Annotated in this window: 18 protein-coding genes and 1 riboswitch; of the genes, 8 read left to right on the top strand and 10 right to left on the bottom strand. The window is 49.2% G+C overall.

Annotated features, from left to right (window positions below; all coding sequences use genetic code 11):
- Positions 1-3 precede the first annotated feature (3 nt).
- On the top strand, positions 4-2,370 hold the full coding sequence (locus J3999_RS06230; RefSeq protein WP_208127049.1) for a Lon protease family protein: 2,367 nt from the start codon (positions 4-6) through the stop codon (positions 2,368-2,370).
- A gap of 170 nt (positions 2,371-2,540) precedes the next feature.
- Here the strand turns inward: J3999_RS06230 and J3999_RS06225 are convergent, their stop codons facing one another.
- Positions 2,541-3,080: a DUF2062 domain-containing protein gene (locus tag J3999_RS06225; RefSeq protein WP_208127048.1), complete on the bottom strand. Its 540-nt coding sequence runs from the start codon at positions 3,078-3,080 to the stop codon at positions 2,541-2,543.
- Between the two features lie 292 nt (positions 3,081-3,372).
- On the opposite strand from J3999_RS06225, the gene J3999_RS06220 reads away from it, so the two are divergent.
- The 6 genes from J3999_RS06220 (at position 3,373) to J3999_RS06195 (ending at position 8,683) form a co-directional block, all read left to right on the top strand.
- On the top strand, positions 3,373-5,799 hold the full coding sequence (locus J3999_RS06220) for a DNA internalization-related competence protein ComEC/Rec2 (protein WP_208127047.1): 2,427 nt from the start codon (positions 3,373-3,375) through the stop codon (positions 5,797-5,799).
- 42 nt (positions 5,800-5,841) lie between these two features.
- Positions 5,842-6,855 (top strand): tetraacyldisaccharide 4'-kinase, encoded by a 1,014-nt coding sequence (lpxK, locus tag J3999_RS06215; protein ID WP_208127046.1) that lies wholly within the window; start codon positions 5,842-5,844, stop codon positions 6,853-6,855.
- Between the two features lie 53 nt (positions 6,856-6,908).
- Positions 6,909-7,109, top strand: a complete 201-nt coding sequence (locus tag J3999_RS06210; RefSeq protein ID WP_208127045.1) for a Trm112 family protein — start codon at positions 6,909-6,911, stop codon at positions 7,107-7,109.
- Between the two features lie 38 nt (positions 7,110-7,147).
- Positions 7,148-7,918: a 3-deoxy-manno-octulosonate cytidylyltransferase gene (kdsB, locus tag J3999_RS06205; RefSeq protein ID WP_208127044.1), complete on the top strand. Its 771-nt coding sequence runs from the start codon at positions 7,148-7,150 to the stop codon at positions 7,916-7,918.
- A 36-nt stretch (positions 7,919-7,954) separates the two neighbouring features.
- Positions 7,955-8,161, top strand: coding sequence for a hypothetical protein (locus tag J3999_RS06200; protein WP_208127043.1), 207 nt, complete (start codon positions 7,955-7,957; stop codon positions 8,159-8,161).
- Positions 8,162-8,362: 201 nt separating this feature from the next.
- Positions 8,363-8,683, top strand: a complete 321-nt coding sequence (locus tag J3999_RS06195; RefSeq protein ID WP_173284774.1) for a DUF3817 domain-containing protein — start codon at positions 8,363-8,365, stop codon at positions 8,681-8,683.
- A gap of 62 nt (positions 8,684-8,745) precedes the next feature.
- On the opposite strand, the gene J3999_RS06190 is transcribed toward J3999_RS06195, so the two are convergent.
- From J3999_RS06190 to J3999_RS06150, 9 genes are all read right to left on the bottom strand, one after another.
- Complete coding sequence (locus J3999_RS06190) at positions 8,746-9,648, bottom strand: cobalamin-binding protein (RefSeq protein ID WP_208127042.1); 903 nt, start codon at positions 9,646-9,648, stop codon at positions 8,746-8,748.
- Between the two features lie 15 nt (positions 9,649-9,663).
- Positions 9,664-10,605 carry an adenosylcobinamide-phosphate synthase CbiB gene (gene cbiB, locus J3999_RS06185; protein ID WP_243755336.1) on the bottom strand — a complete coding sequence of 314 codons (942 nt, stop codon included), beginning with the start codon at positions 10,603-10,605 and terminating at the stop codon, positions 9,664-9,666.
- Positions 10,583-11,695 carry an aminotransferase class I/II-fold pyridoxal phosphate-dependent enzyme gene (locus J3999_RS06180; RefSeq protein ID WP_208127041.1) on the bottom strand — a complete coding sequence of 371 codons (1,113 nt, stop codon included), beginning with the start codon at positions 11,693-11,695 and terminating at the stop codon, positions 10,583-10,585. The genes cbiB and J3999_RS06180 overlap by 23 nt, the downstream gene beginning before the upstream one ends.
- 46 nt (positions 11,696-11,741) lie before the next feature.
- A complete protein-coding gene (gene cobO, locus J3999_RS06175) occupies positions 11,742-12,377 on the bottom strand; it encodes a cob(I)yrinic acid a,c-diamide adenosyltransferase (RefSeq protein ID WP_371811866.1) in 636 nt (211 codons plus the stop codon).
- Positions 12,374-13,486 carry a mechanosensitive ion channel family protein gene (locus J3999_RS06170; RefSeq protein WP_243755335.1) on the bottom strand — a complete coding sequence of 371 codons (1,113 nt, stop codon included), beginning with the start codon at positions 13,484-13,486 and terminating at the stop codon, positions 12,374-12,376. Before J3999_RS06170 ends, cobO begins: the two co-directional genes overlap by 4 nt.
- 88 nt (positions 13,487-13,574) lie before the next feature.
- Complete coding sequence (locus J3999_RS06165; protein WP_208127040.1) at positions 13,575-14,108, bottom strand: dual specificity protein phosphatase family protein; 534 nt, start codon at positions 14,106-14,108, stop codon at positions 13,575-13,577.
- Positions 14,109-14,577: 469 nt separating this feature from the next.
- Entirely contained in the window at positions 14,578-15,945 is a 1,368-nt protein-coding gene (locus J3999_RS06160) for a GGDEF domain-containing protein (RefSeq protein WP_208127039.1), read from the bottom strand.
- Positions 15,946-16,103: 158 nt separating this feature from the next.
- Positions 16,104-17,582: a cobyric acid synthase gene (locus J3999_RS06155; RefSeq protein ID WP_371811865.1), complete on the bottom strand. Its 1,479-nt coding sequence runs from the start codon at positions 17,580-17,582 to the stop codon at positions 16,104-16,106.
- Between the two features lie 12 nt (positions 17,583-17,594).
- Positions 17,595-19,535, bottom strand: coding sequence for a TonB-dependent receptor domain-containing protein (locus J3999_RS06150; RefSeq protein ID WP_208127038.1), 1,941 nt, complete (start codon positions 19,533-19,535; stop codon positions 17,595-17,597).
- A 167-nt stretch (positions 19,536-19,702) separates the two neighbouring features.
- Positions 19,703-19,937, bottom strand: a riboswitch (cobalamin riboswitch).
- A 104-nt stretch (positions 19,938-20,041) separates the two neighbouring features.
- On the opposite strand from J3999_RS06150, the gene J3999_RS06145 reads away from it, so the two are divergent.
- Complete coding sequence (locus tag J3999_RS06145; protein ID WP_208127037.1) at positions 20,042-20,362, top strand: hypothetical protein; 321 nt, start codon at positions 20,042-20,044, stop codon at positions 20,360-20,362.
- The last annotated feature ends 36 nt before the right edge of the window (positions 20,363-20,398 follow it).

Below are 20,398 nucleotides of genomic sequence, written 5' to 3'. Positions count from 1 at the left end.
TTTATGGAAAAACTTTCAGTATCGCAGCTTTATCGCTACACCCACCTCGAACCGAACAGCTTCATAGTCAAAGAAAACTCTTCACGAGATAAGGATCTGCTGGCCTTTATGCAGCATTTTCATCCGCGCGCCTATCAGTCGTTAAATTTCGGTCTGCACCTGAAACGCAATCAGAACCACATTTTTATTATGGGCGAGCCGGGCGTCGGACGTATCGGCATGACCAAAGCGATGCTGAAAAAGATGGCTCGTAAAAAGGAGATGCCGCAGGATGTTGTCCTGGTATCCGATTTCTCCGAAGCGAATAAAACGCAGTATCTGTATTTTCAGGCGGGGCATGGATACGCTTTCAAGCAGGCGGTAGAGAGTTTTATTGCCCAACTCAAAACGCAACTGCCGATTCTGTTCGACGGGCATGTCTATCAGCTGAAATCGCAGCAGTTGGAAAATGATCTGGCGGATAAGCAACAGGCGATCCTTCAGGAAGCCTTCGATATCGCCGAAAGCAAAAGCATTGAGGTGACGCAGTCGGAGAACAGCTTTATTCTGACGGCTATTATCGACGGCAAGCCGTACCGCAGTGCAGAGCTGAAAAATCTGGATCAGTCAATTCAGATTCATTTCGAGCAGGCTTTCGAAGAGGTTGAAGAGGCGCTTAACCGTGCTTTGACCCATTTCCCGTTCTTGCAGCATGAATTTATGGATGCTGGCAAACAGCTGAATACAGACTTTGCCAAAGAACATATGGAACCGATGGTTCAGACGCTGAAAATGGAGTTCGGAAAAAGCGAAGAGATCTGTGCTTATCTGGAAGATCTGCAAAACGCGGTCATCAGTAAACTGCACCTTTTCTGGGATCAGAGCGGGGATCGAGTGACTTCCAGTAACAGCAATGCCAGTATGGACGAGCTTTTGGCCGAGCAGCAATCGCTGTCGATTTTCGAGGTTAATCTGCTGGTTGACCATCGCGATTTACAACACGCCCCGGTCATTTACGAGCAGAATGCGACGATTCCGAAACTGTTCGGTTACGCGATTAATTCGGCGCAGGCTTCGGCAACCGATACCGTGACTTTGGCAATGAGCCATCAGGCGGGGTTGTTGCAGCAGGCTAACGGCGGTTATCTGCTGCTGAACATTCAGTCGGTACTGAAAGAGCCGGAGATCTGGTCGCATCTTAAAGCCGCGTTGATGAGCAAGCGAATTTCTTTCGAAATTCCGTCCTCGAGTGCGGTGGTGCCATACCATCTACCGGATTTCCCATTGAACCTGACGTTGGTTCTGGTCGGTCAAGCGGCGCATTTTTACGCACTTCAGGAACTGGACGCTCAGTTCAGCCGACTGTTCAAGGTTCAGGTTGAGTTCGAAGCGGAACTGAACCGGACGCAGGAGCATGAACTGGCTATGGCGCGTCAGCTCGCTTCCGAAGTCAGCGAATGGAACGATCTTGAGGTTGATGTCAGTGCTTACGAAAGATTGATCGAATACGCATCGCGTATGGCTGAAGACGAAAACCGTCTCTATACCAACAAAGCGATACTGCGCGACGTGTTGGCCGAAGCGAACGCTTATGCCCGCGCCTTGGATCAGTCCGTAGTCAATCGCGACATTATCGAAAAAACCATTGAGCAGCGCGATTTCCATACCGGGTTGATGGAAGAGTATTACCACCGCGCCATTACCGATCAACAGGTTTTGATCTCGACAACCGGAACCCATATCGGAATGGTTAACGGCTTGACGGTCTTGACGGTTGGACGCCAGTCATTCGGTCAACCGGTGCGCATCACTGCGCAGGCTTCGGCAGGGGATGAAGGAGTCGTTGATATAGAACGTGAAGTGGATATGGCCGGTCCGATCCACTCGAAGGGAATGCTGATTCTTTCGGGTTATATGCGCGGACGTTTTTTGAAACGCAAGGCCATGGGTTTTAGCGGATCAATCGTGATGGAGCAATCCTATAACGGTATCGAAGGCGATTCCGCTTCGTCGGCTGAATTGCTGGCTCTGCTCTCTTCGATCGCCGAACTGCCTATGCGTCAGGATATCGCCATTACCGGGTCGATTAACCAGTTCGGCGAGATTCAACCGATCGGCGGCGTTAACGAAAAAATCGAAGGTTTTTACAAAATCTGTTCGACTCGTGGACTGACCGGCAAGCAGGGCGTGATTATTCCTAAAGCCAACGCCAACCATCTGATGTTGAATCAGCAGGTTCGTCAAGCAGTGGCCGAAGGGAATTTTTCGATCTATACCATGACGCATATTGACGACGCTCTGGCACTGCTGAGCGGTACGAGTGCCGAAGAGGCCAACAAGCTGGTGACCGAAGCGCTTGAAGAGATGAATGCCAAGGAAGACAACGACTAAACCGTCTTCAGATTAAATTGAGACGGTAAATTCAGCCGCTTAAAGCTCCGAACGGAATAAATCACTCGTTCGGGGCTTTTTTTATTTCTGATGGATATTTAATTTGGAGTAGGTGTGATTTTGCAATGGTATTGTGTTTTAATTGAATTTTAAACGGCGCGTTTATTTGTTTATTTGTCGGCTTTTCGTTTGTGCAGAGCATTTCTACAGCGGCTTTGCCAGAGTTTAAGGACGTGACGGCGCCACAGGAAGTGAATACTGAAGTAGCCGGTAACGCCGAGTACGAGCCCGACGACGGTACTGCCGAGATACAGAGGTTGCCACAATTCACCTAAGACTTCAGTGAGCCAGTGCCAGCTTAACTCGAAATGCAGCTTTGCCGTCGCTTCCTGGCCGAGGAGTAGCGAGCCGATTTCGTAATTGAAGTAAAAAATCGGTCCCATAGTAAGAGGGTTGGAAATCCACACCAAAGCGATGCTCAAGGCAAGGTTGGCTCGGAAGGTGATTGCAAACAGTGCGGCGATGATCATTTGCGACGGCACGGGGATTGCCATCCAGAAGAGTCCGATAAAAAACGCCTTGGCAACGGAGTGTCTGTGCAAATGCCAAATATTGGGATTGTGCAACCAGGTTCCGAGCCAGCCTAAACCTTTGAGTTTTTTAACTTTTTCCGGGCTGGGGATATAGCGTTTAATAAGCTTTTTAGGCATGGTTTACTATTTTGTTATCGGTTTTATTTCGGCCGTTACCCTATTTTACGCATTGGCAGAGCGTCCGAGTATTTTTATCGCAATCTGTGCGGCGATTATAAGTCTGCTGATTATCGTTTTTACTGTTTACTATCAAGTTCGTAGGTCAAAGACGAAACCGGAAGCGGGTCTTATTAAAAAATCCGGGGCAGCGTTGAATCTATGCGCGGGACTTATTATAGGTTTCAGCTGGGCATTTTGGCAGAGTTTTTTTTCCTTAAACTTGCCGGAAAATGCCTCAGGTAAACATTTTTTGGTTGAAGCCGAAATACTCAACCTGGAAATTCCTCAAGAAGTAGCCGGTAATTCCGAAACTGCGGCGGGTTTAAAACGTATTAAACTCGCTCTGCGATTAAAAGCGTTACAGCCGGTTGGCGCCTTGCTTTCCGATGCCGAAGAAAATGCTGAAGCGTCCTACCAAACGTTTACTTTTATGCAGCCGCGGGTGGAAACGGCGCTTTATTTGCGTCCCGGATCGGCAAGCAGCGAATGGTTTTCAAAGCATGCTCTACCGCAAGTCGGAGAAACCTGGGTGCTTGCCGTTAAATTAAAATCGATTCATGCATCGCAAAATTTTCTGGCCGGCGATTACGAAACTCATCTGTTTCAGCAGGGGATTGCTGCTAAAGGTTACCTTCCTGAATACAGTGTCGAGAAAAGATCGAAGTTGGCAAACTGGGTACAGCTGAATTGGCCATATCCCGCCGACACTGAAGTGGGTGTCGGCAAGAAGTCGTTTGCCATACAGGTGGCCGAAGCGTCTTTTCTCGATTGGCGTTCTTGGCGTCAGCGGTTACTGGATCGTTTCAGCGAACGTCTTGGTAGTCATGAATATTGGCGTATTTACCAAGCCTTGCTTTTTGGCGAGAAAGGTTTGATGAGCGATGATGACTGGCGACTTCTGCAGGAAACCGGAACCATCCATCTGATGGCCATTTCCGGATTGCATATGGGAATTATGGCGATCCTCGGCGCACTTCTGTTTAAGGGCTTGTGGTTGCTTGGTGTTTACCGGTTGGAATTCATTTATTTACCGGTCTGGATGGGCGTTGGCGCTGCTATATTTGCCAGTTTCTATCTGTTGCTGTCAGGTCTGTCCATCCCGACGCAGCGTGCCTGGTTAATGGTGACCAGCGTACTGCTGTTTCTTTTTCTGCAAAGACGTTTTCAAACTTGGAGTGCGCTGGCGATAGCGGCCGGTACTGTGGTTTTGTACGATTCGCGTTCAGTACTGAGTCCCGGGTTCTGGCTCTCCTTTAGCGCTGTGGCGCTGATCTTTTGGTCACTCCCAAAAATTAAAACGCGTCCGCGATGGCAACAGCTGGTAATTATTCAGGCGGTGCTGACAATCGGTTTGGCTCCGCTGCTGGTGTGGCAATTTCACCAGCTGCCGTTACTCGCCTTTATTGCTAATTTAGTGGCCGTACCGGTGGTTACACTGGCAGGGCTGCCGCTACTGTTTTTCAGCAGTATTCTCAGTCTGGTTTCAGTTTCTGTCGCAACCCCATTTCTGACACTGAATGACTGGATTTGGCACAGCCTGTGGCGCTATCTGCAGGCTATTCAGCAATGGCAGGAAGCTCTGAATCTGCAATGGTTTACCGGCAGCAAATCGCTGTTATGGCTGTGTGCCGTCTACCTGTTGCTGTTTTCCGTTTGGCGACTGTTCATTTTTATAGCAAAATATCGTCAGAGCCTGAATGCCTCATTACGCTCTGCAGATAGTTTGTCAGAAGTTTATCGTGAGCAAACGGTAAGAGGATCAGGCGCATTCAAAAATGGATTCTGGTTGCTGTTGCTTGTGTGCGTTCTTTGGCTCTGTCTGCAGCCGAAAAAAGATTCATGGCAATCCGGTTCCTTTGAATTGACTGTATTTGATGTCGGTCAGGGCATGTCTGTGGCGATTAAAACTCGCAACCATCTGCTGGTGTATGATGCCGGACCGCAATGGGGGCGAGTCGCAGCCGCGCAGTTTGCTTTGCTTCCGTGGTGGCGAGGACAGTCTGCACCAGTGATTGATAAACTGGTCGTCAGCCACTCGGATAGCGATCATGCCGGTGGTCTGCAGTATTTGATCGACCGCTTGCCGATCAAGCAGGTGTTGAGCAGTCAGCTAGATAAGCTTGCGCTTCCGGACGAGCTGGATTCGCAGCACTGTTTGCGCGGCATGAGCTGGCAATGGGATCAGGTACAATTTGAGTTCTTATCGCCGCAGAGTTCAGACCTCGCCGATCAGACAATCAGTGATAACGATCTGTCCTGTGTTTTGCGGGTGACAAGCGGAGCAGGGGAGAATGCTAAAACACTGCTCATCCCCGGTGATTTAAGTGCTAGAGGCGAGCATAAACTTCTGCAACGACTCGGCACAGGTCTGGGGGCGACGGAAATTCTGATTGCCGGACACCACGGTAGCCGGCATTCTTCTTCCGAGCGTTGGTTAAAAAGACTCGATCCACAGGTGGTGATCTTTTCAGCTGGCTACCGGAACCGTTTTGATTTTCCTAATGATGCGCTTGTTGAGCGTTTGCAACGTTTTAACCCGACGGCACAGTTATATAATACGGCCTGTTCGGGGGCAATGCGCTGGCGGGTGACGCCGCGCAAAATCGAATTGATAGATCAGGCACGCAGAACGCGTGCAAAATGGTATTATCAGCGCTGTTCTGAAACGATAAAGTGAGGATGCTGTCTTGAAACGCTTGTTGCGATTAAAGGAGCCGAGGTGAGTTGGCCAAACTTCTGGTATAAAAAGAATTGGTTGTCGGGTCTGCTCTGGCCGGTTTCCAAACTGGTCTGTCTGGAAGCGGAACGCCGTTTGAAAAAGTTCAACCAGACCCGGCAGACCGACGCCCATGGCGCGAAAGTGATCGTTGTGGGCAATCTGGTCGTCGGAGGCAGCGGTAAAACCCCCTTGATCATCTGGCTGACCCGGGCCTTGCAGCAACGCGGTTTGAAAGTCGGGATCGTCAGCCGCGGCTACGGAGGGCAAAGCCAGACCTGGCCGCAGGCCGTTACCGCGGAAAGCAATCCTATTCTGGTCGGAGATGAGCCTTTGCTGCTGGCCAAACAGTTACAGGTGCCGATAGCTGTCGGACCGAAAAGGGATCAGGCAATCGGACTGATTGAAAAAGAGCAGGCTTGCGATGTCATTCTTAGCGATGACGGTTTGCAGCATTTTGGTATGCAGCGCGATATTGAACTGGTTGTCGTCGACGGCGAACGTCAGTTCGGTAATGGCTGGTGTTTGCCGGCGGGACCGCTAAGAGAGCCTTTGCAGAGAATCACCGAGGTCGACGCGGTGGTGATTAACGGCAACAATCAACTTAAGCTTGGAAACAGTCTGCAGAGAAAGCTGCCACCGCGATACGGGATGCAACTTAAGCCGACAGTTCTGCGAAATCTGCTGAACGGTGAGGTGACTCTAGCGGTAGAGACTTTCTCCGGACAAGAGGTCAATGCCATTGCCGGGATCGGTAACCCGAAGCGTTTTTTCGACACGCTTGAACCCTATGTCGCCAAACAGAACAGACATCCTTTTAAGGATCATCAGGCTTATAATCGCGATGATCTCAAGCGATTCGATCCGCAAAAACCGCTGATTATGACGACTAAAGATGCGGTAAAATGTCTTCCCATCGCTCAGCAGCTCAATGCGAAGAACTGGTGGGCTTTGGAAGTAGAAACGCAGGTCGATAACGAACTGTTGACCCTCATTTTGCAAAAATTGCAGAATTGATGACGTGTTTATTGTCCGTTAACCCGCTGTGAATAAAGAATAAAGAGAGAATTATGGATCCTAAACTTCTGGAAATTCTGGTCTGTCCGGTCAGTAAAACCAAGCTGGTGTTCGATAAGGAACAGCAAGAATTGATTTCAACCTCGGCCAATCTTGCTTATCCCATCCGTGACGGTATTCCAATTCTTCTGGAAGACGAAGCGCGTCAAATCAGCGCCGAAGAAGCGGAAAAGTACCGCAAGCAGAAAGCGTAATTTTTCCTCAAGCAAAATAAAACTCTAAAGGACTCAGAATGTCATTTGTGGTGATTATTCCCGCTCGCCTGCAGTCAAGCAGACTGCCGCGAAAGCCGCTTATGGAGATCAATGGCTACCCGATGGTGTATTGGACTTGGATGCAGGCGAAAAAATCCGGTGCTAGCCGAATCATTATCGCGACCGAATCCCACGAGGTTGCCGACGCATGTCACGCGTTCGGCGCGGAGGTCTGTATTACCGGTGAGCATCACCAGTCCGGTACAGAACGGATTGCTGAAGTGATCGAACTGAGTCTGATCGGTGACGAGCAGATTATCGTCAATGTCCAGGGTGACGAACCGATGTTGCCTCCGGAGTTGATTCATCAGGTCGCTCAGGGGCTGGAGGAGAATCCGAGTGTGCCAATGGCGACTCTGTGCGAAGAGATTGATTCGGCGCAGGTGCTATTTGATCCGAATGCGGTTAAGGTCAGCCGTGATGCGAACGATTTTGCCCTGACTTTCAGTCGTGCACCGCTTCCATGGGCGCGCGATGAGTTTGCGCAGAGCAAAGAGCATTTGCCTTCCTGCAATCTTTATCGCCGACATATCGGGCTTTACGCATACCGCGCTGGATTTGTAAAACGCTATGTGGCTTGGCCGGAGTGTGAGTTGGAGCAGATTGAGAAGCTTGAGCAGTTACGGGTTCTGTGGCACGGCGAAAAAATTCTGGTATTGGATGCATTGATGGATGCCGGTGTCGGGGTGGATACGGAACAGGATCTACAGAGAGTCCGTCAACTTATGACGTCCGGAGACGGAGCATAACGGCGAATTACAGAGCAACAGGAAACGCTTTCTTCTATGCTTAAATACATTACCCTTCTGGCGATAATCTACTTTTTCTACTGGCTGATAAAACATAAGATCCGCCAGCGTAAACTTGAAAGTCAGGGCTATCAGATTGAACAGCAGGGAATGCGCCCTGTGACGATTCTCAGCATTGTACTGGTTGTGATCTACGGCGGTTATCTGCTGTATTATCTGGCAACCGGCGGCGAAAGCAGTTGATTTAGTTGATAATTTAACCTTATTGGTGGATAGATTTATTAAATATCAAGGGTTTCTTAAGAATCCTCTATTGGCTTTTGTTTTTCGATCTTCATAATAAGTTGTAATTCAAAGTGATCCGCAGCGGCGTTATGCTGTCTCTGTTTATTTTTCGGACAAAGCGTGATCATCGATATTACTTCAAGATGCAAGGATCGAGTTATGCAGTCGAGTCAAACCAGTTCAACCAGCAATTTTTCTATTTTGAAAGTGGCCGCCTTATTGGAAGGGACTTCTCTGTTACTGCTATTGTTGGTTGCTATGCCGATGAAATATGCGATGGGAATTCCGGAGGCGGTTAAGATTATCGGACCGATTCACGGCGTGTTATTCGTTCTCTTCAATATCGTATTGTTTACCCATGCCATGAAAGGACACCTCGGATTTTTCAGCACCATGAGCGGTTTTTTCGCTTCCTTTATTCCTCTCGGAACCTTTATTTATAAAGCAAAGGTCTTGAAGCCGAAAAGCCGTTTCGCTTAAAGTAAGATTTCTACTCTCCTAAAGCAAACGCCGCCACTCGAATTTTCGGGTCGCGGTGTTTTTTATTGTGTCGTTGATAGGTCACGATTGTGTCTTGCCTGTTCCAGTAATGCACACAGAGGGGCCAAGGCGTCGATGAAGCGTTCGGTAGGCCGCTGGTAGAGGTCGTTGTTCAGTTTATGCACTCTACCGTTTTTGACCGCTTGAACGTTGGGATAGTTTTGCCATGCCTGATACCAGTCGCTCTGGAAGGCTTTCTGACCGCCGAGAAGAATGACCTGCGGGTTGCGCAGAATAACCGTCTCCAGCGAGACCTGTCCGGTTAGATTGCCCAGATCGTCGAAGATATTACGCCCGCCGCACAGATTGATGCCGAGACTGATAAACTGATTTTTACCCATGGTAATCAGCGGTTTGTTCCAGATCTGATAAAAAACCGAAACCGCTTCACTGGAAGCGTATTTGTGCCGTAATTCTCCAAGTTGTGCGCGCAGTTGACGGGCTTTGAGATTGGCGGTTGTTTGGGTTCCGGCCAGTTTCCCTATACGGGCGATCAGGTCCGGAATATCCTCGAGTGTTTCGATCTCGGATTCATAAATTCTGAACCCCAGTTTTTCCTGTAGCTCTTTGAGGCGTTGCAGATCCTGTAAACGATTGCCGGAGCGCCAGGTCAGAATTAGGTCGGGGCGCATTTCGACAATCCGTTCCAAATTAATTGCGTTATAGCTGCCGATGATCGGTAGTTTTTTGGCTTCGGGAGGGTAGTCGGAATAGTTGACTACGCCGATAAGCTGCTCGCCCGCTCCGGCCGAATAGACCATTTCCGTCAGGTGCGGAGCCAGTGAAATGATACGTGGCGAGAGTGACTCTGTCGGATCACTTTGCGATGCGGCATTGCCGGAGGACGCAAGCAGTAACAGAAAAAAACTGCACAACTTAAGCAAGTTAGCGACGGTTAACGGCATAAAGCATTCCTTTGTTTAAACGTGATGACAGATTATGCCAAGCGCTATACAGCCGGCAATGAGTGTCAGATCGATTGCATTACGGCGCTTCAGAGCACACTGAAGATGCGCAGAGGTGACGGATCGAGTGTCGTGCCGGCGACCGAAATAGGCTTTTTCTTGCAGCTGTCCGAAATAAGCGGTCGGCCCGCCGAGACGGCAGCGGCATGATAACGCCATGGCGGTAATAGGGTGGCCGGCATTCGGACTTTTGTGCTGGTTGCCGTTAGTATAGAACGACCAGAAGCGCCATTGCCGGTTAAGCAGCATAATCAAAATGGCACTGATGCGCGCCGGAATCCAGTTGGCCAGATCATCGATGCGAGCCGAAAACTTCCCGAATTTTTCATAGCGTTGGGTTCGATAACCAACCATGGAATCCAAAGTATTGACCGTTTTATAGAAAACAATGCCCGGCAGCCCGAACAGAAGCAGAAAAAATAAAGGTGCAATCACACCGTCGGAGAGGTTCTCTGCATAGGTTTCGATCGCCGCCTTATAAGCATCGGCATGACTCATGCTCTGAGTATCGCGGCTGACCAGCATTGCCACGGATTCCTGCGGCTGTGGGCTGTATAAAACCGCATTAACTGAATCGTAGAGCATTCTGTGCGCCAACAGTGTAGATGCCAGTACAGTCGTCAGCAGAAAAGCCAGCCAGCCGGGCAGCATCTGCACCAACCATAGCGTCAGAAAAGCGCCCGTCAGCGCGACGGCAAGCGTTGCCAGCCAAAGCAAAACGCCGTGCCTGAATGAGTCAGCATATAAACGCCGTTCAAACGCGCTGATAAACCTGCCGATCAGCACGACAGGGTGGCTGCGTTGCAGAAACTCGCCAAATAGCCGGTCGAGTAACAGTGCACAGGCAGCGATGGCGGAGTTCATGACCAGCCAGTTACAGAGCGTTGTTTCTGGCATACTGTTTTTCCGTATTAGGTCGACTCAGGGCGTTAAGTGCCTCGATTAAGCGGGTGTTATCGGGAGCGGACTTTATCGCCAGACGGGCATGGTACGCACTGAAACCGAAACTCTGTACGGGGCGGATCATTATGCCCTGTGTTTCAAGATACTGTTGGACGCGACCGACCGGCTGCGTAAAACGCAGCAAGACAAAATTAACGTCGCCCGGATAGAGTTTGTCGACAATCGGCAGTTGCACGAGTTCCTGTAGAAATTTCGGTTTGACCGTTTCTAACCAGTGCCGGGTATTCATGATATGCCCCGGATCCTGTATCGCCTGACTGAGCCAGAGTCGATCCAAAGATGAGATTGGCCACAGCTGCGGTAGAAATGACTTGGTTTGTGCGCAACCACTGAAAAGAGCGCCTATGCGCACTCCAGGACAGGCATAAAATTTGGTCAGCGATTGTATGACGATCAATTTCGGGTAGCGCTTCAGCCATTGACGGACGCTGAGTTCACTGGCAAAACCGATAAAAGGCAAAAAGGATTCATCAATCAGTAACCAAGAGTTTTTTAGATGTACGGCTTCAAGCAGTGGCAGCAGCTTTTCCGGAGACAGGTAGTTCCCCTGCGGCGTCCCAGGATTGACCATGACTACGACGCCGTTTTGTGGCAGGGGCATGCTGGCGTCATTCCACTGGCTCGGGCAGCATCGGTATTCAATCACCTCTTTACTGTGTGTTTGTGCCGCCTGCCGGTACTCGCCGTATATCGGTGTAAACAGTACGCTTTGCTGCGGGCGAAGAGAAGCAAAGAGCTGGTGGATTGCCTGAGTGGTTCCGTTGCTTAACAAGATTTGCTCCGCCTTGAGCGAAAATCGCTCGGCCAACAGCGGCAGCAAGGGCGAAAGAGTTTCGTCACGTTCGGGAGGGTAGTGAGGGAGTTCCGATCTGGCTTTCTGTTGCAGGCGGTTCCAATCTATTTTGGGCGTCTGGGGATTAATGCTGGCGGAGAAATCCAGCACCTGGTCGAGCGCTACCGCGTTGCGTTTGGCAAACGCAAAAATCTGGCCTCCATGTTCGCAAGACGGTTGCTGCTTAATCACCCCTTAGCTCCGTTGCAAGGTTCCAATAAGGTACGCCTGATCAGCATTAATAGTCGATCCCTTTCTGCGCCTTGATCCCGCTTTTATAGGCGTGTTTGACATCCTGAACGTCGGAAACCGTATCGGCCAGATCTTTAAGTTCGGCAATGGCGTTTCGTCCTGTCACCACGACATGCTGCATTTCGGGTTTTTCCGATAGCGTGTTGAGGACCAAGTCTTTGTCGAGATAGTCGTAGCTGAGTAGGTAAGTTAATTCATCCAGTACGACCAGATCATAACTCGGGTCGCTGAGCATCTGGCTGGCGATGGCCCAGCCGCGTTCCGAGGTGGCAATATCGCCGCTTCGATCCTGCGTGTCCCAAGTAAATCCATCACCGAGAACATGCCAGTCGCAGTTGTCGTAAGCACCGAAGAACGCTTCTTCGCCGGTATCGGTTCGACTTTTGATAAATTGACAGACTCCGACTTTCATACCGTGACCGAGTGCGCGGCCGACCATACCGAAGGCCGATGTCGACTTGCCTTTGCCGTTGCCGGTAATCACCAGTAGCAAGCCTTTTTCGCTGTCTGCACGGGCAATGGCCGTGTCGATCTGCGCTTTCTTTCGTTCCATGCGAATCTTATGGAAATACTCGCGTTTCTGTTCGTTACTCATCTGGCTGAGATCGGGCTTTTCACTCATTGTTCATCCTTGTCTTGCAAATCAGCGATTTTCCCGTCTGCAGGCAGCGATTTGATATACAGATCGTGCTTGCTGTAAGGAATTTCAATTCCTTCCTGATGGAATCGTTTGTAGATTTGGGTGTTCATGCTGTCGATCACTCGACCGCGGATTTCCGGATCGGAAATCCAGATCAGAACTTCCAGATCAAGACTGGAAGCCCCGAAACGACGGAAGCGCACACGAGGTTCCGGCTCTGCGCAAACTTCGCTTTCCGTCAAAGCGACTTCCATCAATACGCGCTTGACCTGATCGATATCGGAAGTATAGGAGACGCCAACCGGCACGCGTACCCGCGAACGGATATCGCGGCCGGCACTCTCGTTAACGATTTTTCCGTTGGCGATAATTGCATTGGGGATATTCACTTCCAGATCGTCGCGCGTCAGAATTCGCGTCGAGCGCAGACCGATATTGGTTACTTTGCCGCGTTCGCCGGAGTCGATTACGATGTAGTCCCCGATTTTGTATGGGGAATCGGCAAGAATAAAGACCCCGGAAAGCAGGTTGGCGATGGTGTCTTTAGCGGCGAAACCGACCGCGATCCCGATAATCCCGGCAGAGGCCAGCCAGGCCGTCATATCGATGTTCCAGGTGATAAACAGCAGATAAACGATCATCAGAATAATCACGACCGAAGAGATATTCTGCATTAAAGGCAGAGTCTGCGGTTTGATAATCGATCCTTGCGCGTTAAGAGCGCTGAAACGCGTTAAATAAAATTGCGAAGAGCGGTAAAAGAACTGTCCCCAGATCAGGATATCGATGCTGCGGAAGAGATCGTGTAGTAAGCCCAATTGACGTTCGCTGAGAGAAAACAGAATCAGGATGTTTCCAAGCGCAAATAACAGGATCGAAATGCTTAACGGATAGCGCAAGCCTTTAAGAACAAAATGGGTGACCGGATGTTCGGCGGCGTTAAAGCGGTGTTTAGCCAGAGAAGAGAGCGTGAAATTTCCGATCAGCAGGATAAGCAGTGCGAGCAGACCGATTATGATCGCATCGACCCAGATCGAATTCATTGTCAGAAGTTGCTGTAAGTTTTCCCAGCTTAGTGATTGATCCGACATTTTCTCTCCCTTGAAAACATACTGTACGCTAAAGCGCTTATTTTAACGGATACCGAACGGCTTCGCAGTCAAAGTAAACGTGCTTCCGCTAACGGGGCTCAGCCAGTTCTTGCGCATAGCGCTTCAAGAAATCATTTTGCAACTGGCACACCGGAACCAGAGGGTCCTGACGTTTTTCGCGCGCGGTTTGCAAGGCCTGTGACAACTCGATTCCGGCTTCCAGCATTAAACTGACGGCGACGGTACCGGCGCGTCCTCGACCGCCATGACAGTGGATCGCTACTTTTGCACCTTGTTCAATTTGCGGTAACAGTTGGCGATTAAACTTCTGTAAGCTGTCGAAGTCGGGTACGTCCATGTCCTTGATCGGAAAATGCAGGAATTGCATACCGGCCTGTCGGCTAAGCGGCTCTTCGTCGAGCAGTTGCAAGGCCTCCATTTCCGGTTGGCGCAACAGACTCACTAAATGCGTGATGCCGTTGTTGCGATAAAACGCGATGTCGGCGGCAAGCGTTTTCGCATTGGGTTTCGGCATCATAATGATTTCGCCGTTGCCGATTTGACAGATTGGATACACAGGTGGCCGACTGCCATTGCGATGGGTTTGATTCAGTGGATTCATATGCCTATTCAACTCTTGAAATTTGCTGCTTAGTCTAGCCGAAATGATGCGTTCGGAAAAATTTATTCCATCGCTGTATGCGTAGATTGGAGAGGGAGAGCTGCCTGCATGAGTCAAAATGGTTATAGAGTTGTTTAATTGATTGATTTTAATAATGTTTATCGGTGGTTAAAGGGACGGGGATAAAATGCACAGAAATTCACATTTTTTGTGGATAACTCCAGGATAATCCTGTTATTAAACTTTTAAGTCACTGATATTACATGGTGTTTTCCACTGCTGATTAAAAAGTAAGCAATGCTTGTTTTTGAGATGGGATTTATGACGTTTTAAAGGGGCGTAATTGCACCTTAAAAAGTAAGTAAATGCTATTTTGTCGCTTAATGGAAGGGCCATGAAAAAAGGACTGCGACGAGTCCTTTATGTGGCTTAATTTAGATATTAATGCGTGTAGATGAACGTGCGCGTTCTAGGCTTCATAGCGGTCTTTTCCGTTGTGTTTAGCCTGATAAAGCTTCTCATCCGCACGCTTGATCACCTGTTCGAAATCCGGGTGTTCATTGAATGGCGCCAAACCGAGAGAGATCGTGATTTGCAGACGATGGTTGTTGCTGACTTCAATTTGCAACTGACGAACCGCTTTAAGTAACTTCTGTGCGAGTATCTGCGCATTCTCAACAGGGGTTTCCGGTAGCAGTAACAGGAATTCTTCGCCCCCGTAACGGAATGCGTAATCGGTGATTCGCAAGGTTCGTTTAATCAGCAGTCCAAGCTGCGAAAGTACCTGGTCGCCGGCCTGATGACCATGAACATCATTAATCTGTTTGAAATTGTCGATATCGAGCATAATGATGCTGTAAGGCCGTTTGGAATTAATTGCCAGTTTGGTTTCGCTTTTGAGTATCGGTGCCAGAAAACGGCGTTCGATCAAAGTGGTCAAGGTGTCTTCACGGGCCGCGTTGTCTATATTGCGCTCGGAAATCTGTCCAAGAAGCCAACCGCATTCATTCCCCAGTTCCGTTATCTGCTGAATGGTATGCCGTCTTTGTGTTGGGTCTGAATCAGGCAGCTGATCCACTTGCTCCTGCAGTTCGTCAACCAGCTGCTTGATTTTCGAAGTGGTTTTGTCATCCTGACACGCGTAGCCGATTTTATGTCGAATCCAGAGAGCAAATTCCTGATTTTGCAGATTTGAATGTGAGGTTTGCGAACTTGTCAGAAGGCCGCTCATTAACTGGCTGATCCAATTGAACAGCGACGCTTTGATGCGTTCGACTTCAATCGCGATTTCATGCGCATTGCTGCGGGAACGGTATTCCTGAGCGGCGCGTTCCTGAGTGACATGGTCGTCAATATAAGACTCGTTAATCAGCGCCAGACTGGAATCGAGCAGATTATTCAGAACCCGGTATAAAGCTATTTTTTCCAGGTCGGGCAAATCGCCTGTCTGATACAGAAGCTCATAGAAGCGGTTTTTAATGATGCTCATTGCATGATTAACCACGGTCATCGGGACGCCGACACGCGCGTGTACCGCTCCGACATGGCGGTGCTTAAGGATCATTGTCTGATGATCCTCTTCTTGATATTGCGGGCTAAGCGTCTCCAGCAACCATCTTTTCAACTCGGTCTTAAGATGCGTTTCCACTACTGCGCTGCTGAGGAACTGAGCACCGATCGGGTCCGGCAACAGTATTTCGTAGAAGGTCTCGATACATTGCTCAATGCAAGCTTCAATCAAGGCATGGTGTTTATCCAGAAGCTGATTGTTTGCAGGCGTATACAGGTTGGCAACGAAATATTGGTTAAGAGACTTCGTGGTATCGATTATCGGCATAGTGAATAAGCATTTTTTAAATAATGAAACCTTTAATTATATAGGGTTTATACGCTTGTGATGATCGAAAGGATTTATAAACCTTAATTGGTGTCGCCACAGGTGGTTAACGGCTACGGAATGGGGTCAAAAACAGTATGCCGGTTGGGTGCTGTTTTTCAGCGTTTGGCGCATATGGTTCCGGTCTGCATAACGGAGAGAATCTGCTCGATATCCAGATGCATTTCGAAGCAATCGGCAAGACGGTTTAATTGCCGCTCGCGAAGATCGTTCAGATCAAGCGGCTCGCTGCTTTCCATTCCGGCCCATTGCAACAGAGACTGTAGCGCCGAAGGTTGGTCGAAAAGCCCGTGACAGTAACTGACCAGAATTTGCTTGTCGTCGCTGATCGCACCGTCCGTATCCCCGTTGGCAAAGCGGATTGCCGGACATAATCCGGCAAAATCCGTCGTGCCCTGATGGATTTCATAACCCTGAATTTCGGCTGCGCCGTGCAGATCGAGTATTCCTCGACGGTTAAGCAGTTGCTTATCGCTGTGAAAGGTTGTGCTGTAGGGCATCAATGCAAGCCCTGCGGCTTCACTCGTCTCGGACTCGATCTGTTCGGGGTCGAGTAATCGACGACCGAGCATCTGCAATCCGCCACAGATTCCGATCAATTTACCGCCATAGCGCAGATGCGTGTTCAGATAGGATTCCCAGCCTTGCGACTTGAGCCACTGCAGGTCGGCGATAACGCTCTTTGAGCCCGGCAGCACTACCAGATCGGCCGGCGGAATGGACTGATGGTGTTTGATCCACTGAAAATTGACCTGAGGATGCTGGATCAGCGGGTCAAGGTCGGTGTGGTTGGAAATATGCGGTAGTAACGGGCAGACAACCGTTAAGGTGTGGCTGTCTTGAATTGATTCCATTTCCTGATGGATGGCATCTTCGGCATCAAGATGCAAGCCGTGCAGATAGGGCAGTACGCCGAGGACCGGTTTAGCGGTTTTCTGTTCCAGCCAGTCGAGACCGTCCTGCAGCAGTTTAATATCGCCGCGAAAACGGTTAATAATAAATCCCTTGATCCGATTCCTTTCAGATTCACTCAGACACTCCAGTGTCCCGATGATATGGGCAAAAACGCCGCCCTTATCGATATCTGCGACCAGAATAACCGGACAGTCGACTTTTTCGGCAAAGCCCATATTGGCAATGTCACCCTGGCGCAGATTAATCTCAGCCGGTGAGCCGGCACCTTCGACCAGTATATTGGGGTATTGCTGCGAGAGAATTTGAAAGGAATCGAAAACCGCTTGCGCGGCTTTCGGTTTGTAAGCGTGATAATCCATGGCGTCGAGGTTACCGATGGCGTGGCCCTGGAGAATAACCTGAGCACCGGTATCTGAATTCGGTTTCAGTAAAACCGGATTCATATGCACCGACAGGGGAACCTTGGCCGCAACGGCCTGTAGCGCTTGTGCACGACCGATTTCACCGCCGTCTGCGGTGACGGCCGAATTCAAGGCCATATTCTGCGGTTTAAAAGGTGCAACTTGAATGCCTTTTTGCTGCAAAACACGGCATAAACCGGCAACAACGGTGCTTTTCCCCGCATCGGAAGTACAGCCTTGGATCATCAAACAGTGAGTCACTTTAAGTACACTTTAGAATTGATAGCTTGCAGAGACGTAATAGTATCGCTCATAGTCAGTCGCATAGACGACACTGCCTGTTGATCGGTATAAATACAAGCCGTTCGGTTCGTCAAACAGATTATCAATGCCGAACTGAACGGTCAGGTACTTATTCGACAGCTGGTAGCTGATGTCGGTCGTTTTATAACCGGGGGCTTTGTCGGCAACATTGGCAAAGTCATCAATCATAAAGCTTTCCGAAGTCTGCTTGTGACTGATGGCGATGCTGTGTTGCGGAAGTGCGGAGATCAGCGGGCTGGTAAATTGATAACGGGCATCAAGCTTGATCGTATGCGCCGGTGCAGACGGCAGAGTATTTCCACTGTAGTCCTGTCCCGCTTCCCGATCGATAACGGCATCGACATAGTTGTAGGCTACTCCGTAGGAGAAAGCATCGTCGCTACGCGATAGGGACAGGTTTACGCCTTGTTTATGGCTCTCGTCGATATTGGTGTTGCGGCTGCCCCACGGAAGCGCCGAGTTGTAGTAGATTTCATTACTCAAATCGATATAAAACAGCTCGGCTTTAAGGTTGAACGCCTGCTGATTTAACTTGTAACCGAGCGTATAGGTGTCACTTTCCTGAGGTTCGATATTGTCATTGAAGCTGCCGCCTTCAAACAGCCGGTCAAAGTTCGGAACTAGAAACGCGTGATTATAGGTGGCGTACAGTGCTGACTGGACGTTAAGCAGATAGTTGACACCAACTTCATAAGCGTTTAAATCATCGTCGCCCTCATTTTTGTCGGCATATTCGAACTGCTGTTTTCGATAGCCTGCATTAACGACTGTTTTGTCATTGAGGTCAATACTGGCGGAGACGTATGCCGCCTGATCTTCTCTGGATTTATCGCCGTATGTCCCTTCGACCTCTGATGTGTTCTTACTTACGCCATAGCGGATGAGGGCCGAATTCAGGATGGTTTTTAGGTCGAGTTTGTGATCGGTAATCTCGTAATCCGTCTCGCTCGAGTAGGTGATGTAGGCTGAATTTTTGTTTCGTCTGTTGAATGTGTACTCGAGAATCGAGTTGTCCGATAGTTCGCTAGAAAACAGAAGTTTTTTGCTGATGACATCGTAAGTCTGTTCGGTAGAACCCGAAGTCAGATTCGCATCCGGGTTCTGCTCAAACTCATCAATGCTCATGGCGCCGGCATAGTTTACGGTTGAATCGTTTTTAGCAATGCCGAGAATCAGACGGGTTCCCGCTTTTTCAATACCGAGATTAGTCGAGAAATTCGTATTTTCAATACTGTTTCGGGTGCCGTCCGATTTAATTTCTTTCGAACCGTCGCTCTTAAGGGTCTCGAAGTTCATATTCCCGAGAAGTTTATAACCCTTATGCGTTTCTGTTTTTGTCGCTTGAAACGACTTGGTTACTGTATTGTTGGCGCCGTAAGAGACCGTGGCGCTGAGTGCATCTTGGCTATTGAAGGCCTGATTGGTATTGATAATAATCGCTCCGGCAACCGCGCCGTTACCATAGAGAACGGATCCTGAACCGCGGAGAATTTGAATCTCTTGGATGGCATTCAGCGGAATACTGCTCAGTTGTTGAGGAACCAGGTCGATATTATTGATGGAGACGCCATCGATAATAACCTGAATATTCTCGCCGCCGTTGGTACCAAAACCATTCATATCCAGTCTCGGTGCAAGCGGGTTGCCGTAGCTCGGTTGAACCGACAGCGTCGTTTTCTGATTCAGAAAATCGCTCAATGAACGCGAACCACTCTCTTGAATGGATTTGGCGTCATAGGATTCGACGGAATAGGCTGTTTGCAGATTGTCGGATATAACCGGCGTTTCGGAGACGAAAATAGTCTCAAGCAAAGAGGATTTCTGTTCAGCAACCGCTGTATTGCTGAATAGAGCGATCAAGAGTGCTGAGGAACGTTTGGAGAATTTCAATTGGATTTCCTTCATTTCATAAATTATGAACGAAGGCAAAACGGTTTATCCGGCTGATAGTCCGAATAAAGAATAAATCGTATTGTCCCGTCGCGGTCAGCGAGCGAGAACCAATAAACCTATTTCTTCCGCATTGCCCACCGCAATCGGTTGAGAGCTTGTCGTACGGACAAGGTCGGATTTCAGGCCGGTATCCGGGCTTAAGAGCGGTTTCTTTGACCTTCCCGGCTAAACAGCTTGCACCGATTTAGCCAGTGGTTGGGACAAACCCATCAAAGTTTTCTCTATTACCGTTGCGGGGGCAGCGTTGGAATTGAAAACGAATTTCGCACCAATCTTCCCGTTTAACGCCCTTATGTCAGGGATGTTAAGTAAGGGTGCACCTGAAAGTGGGGGATTTTAGAGTTTAAAATGCCTTAGCGCAACAACAATGCGCGTCACTTATTTTAGTTCTCTTTCGATGGAGACAAAAGATTACAATAATTCTCGCAGAATAAGGAGAAGTTATGCATCGTCGGGCGAGCCTGTTTTTACTGTTGGCGTGGGTTTTTGGCATTATAGGAATGCTGTTGGGCGTGTTCCTGGAACCGATGTGGTTTGCCCGTTTCGGAAGTCTGGTGGTTTTGTTTGCCGTAATGAGTGAATATGCGCTTTTGCACGGCGAATTTGATGTGTTGTACCGTAAACTGGATAAGCTGGATGTCGGTGAGGACATCCCTGATCTGTCGCCCAGCAAATGGCAGCGCAAGAAGGTTTGGGCCGCGCACCTGACGGTCGTTGTCGGTACGCTGGTGTGGGGTTTCGGCGATTTATTAATCTGGTTCTAGAAACTGGGTCCGGTGCGTTAAAAAAAACGCTATGCG

The organism is Thiomicrorhabdus sp. 6S3-12 (assembly GCF_017571475.1).
Classification (GTDB): domain Bacteria; phylum Pseudomonadota; class Gammaproteobacteria; order Thiomicrospirales; family Thiomicrospiraceae; genus Thiomicrorhabdus.
This window is presented reverse-complemented; position numbering and strand designations above follow the sequence as displayed.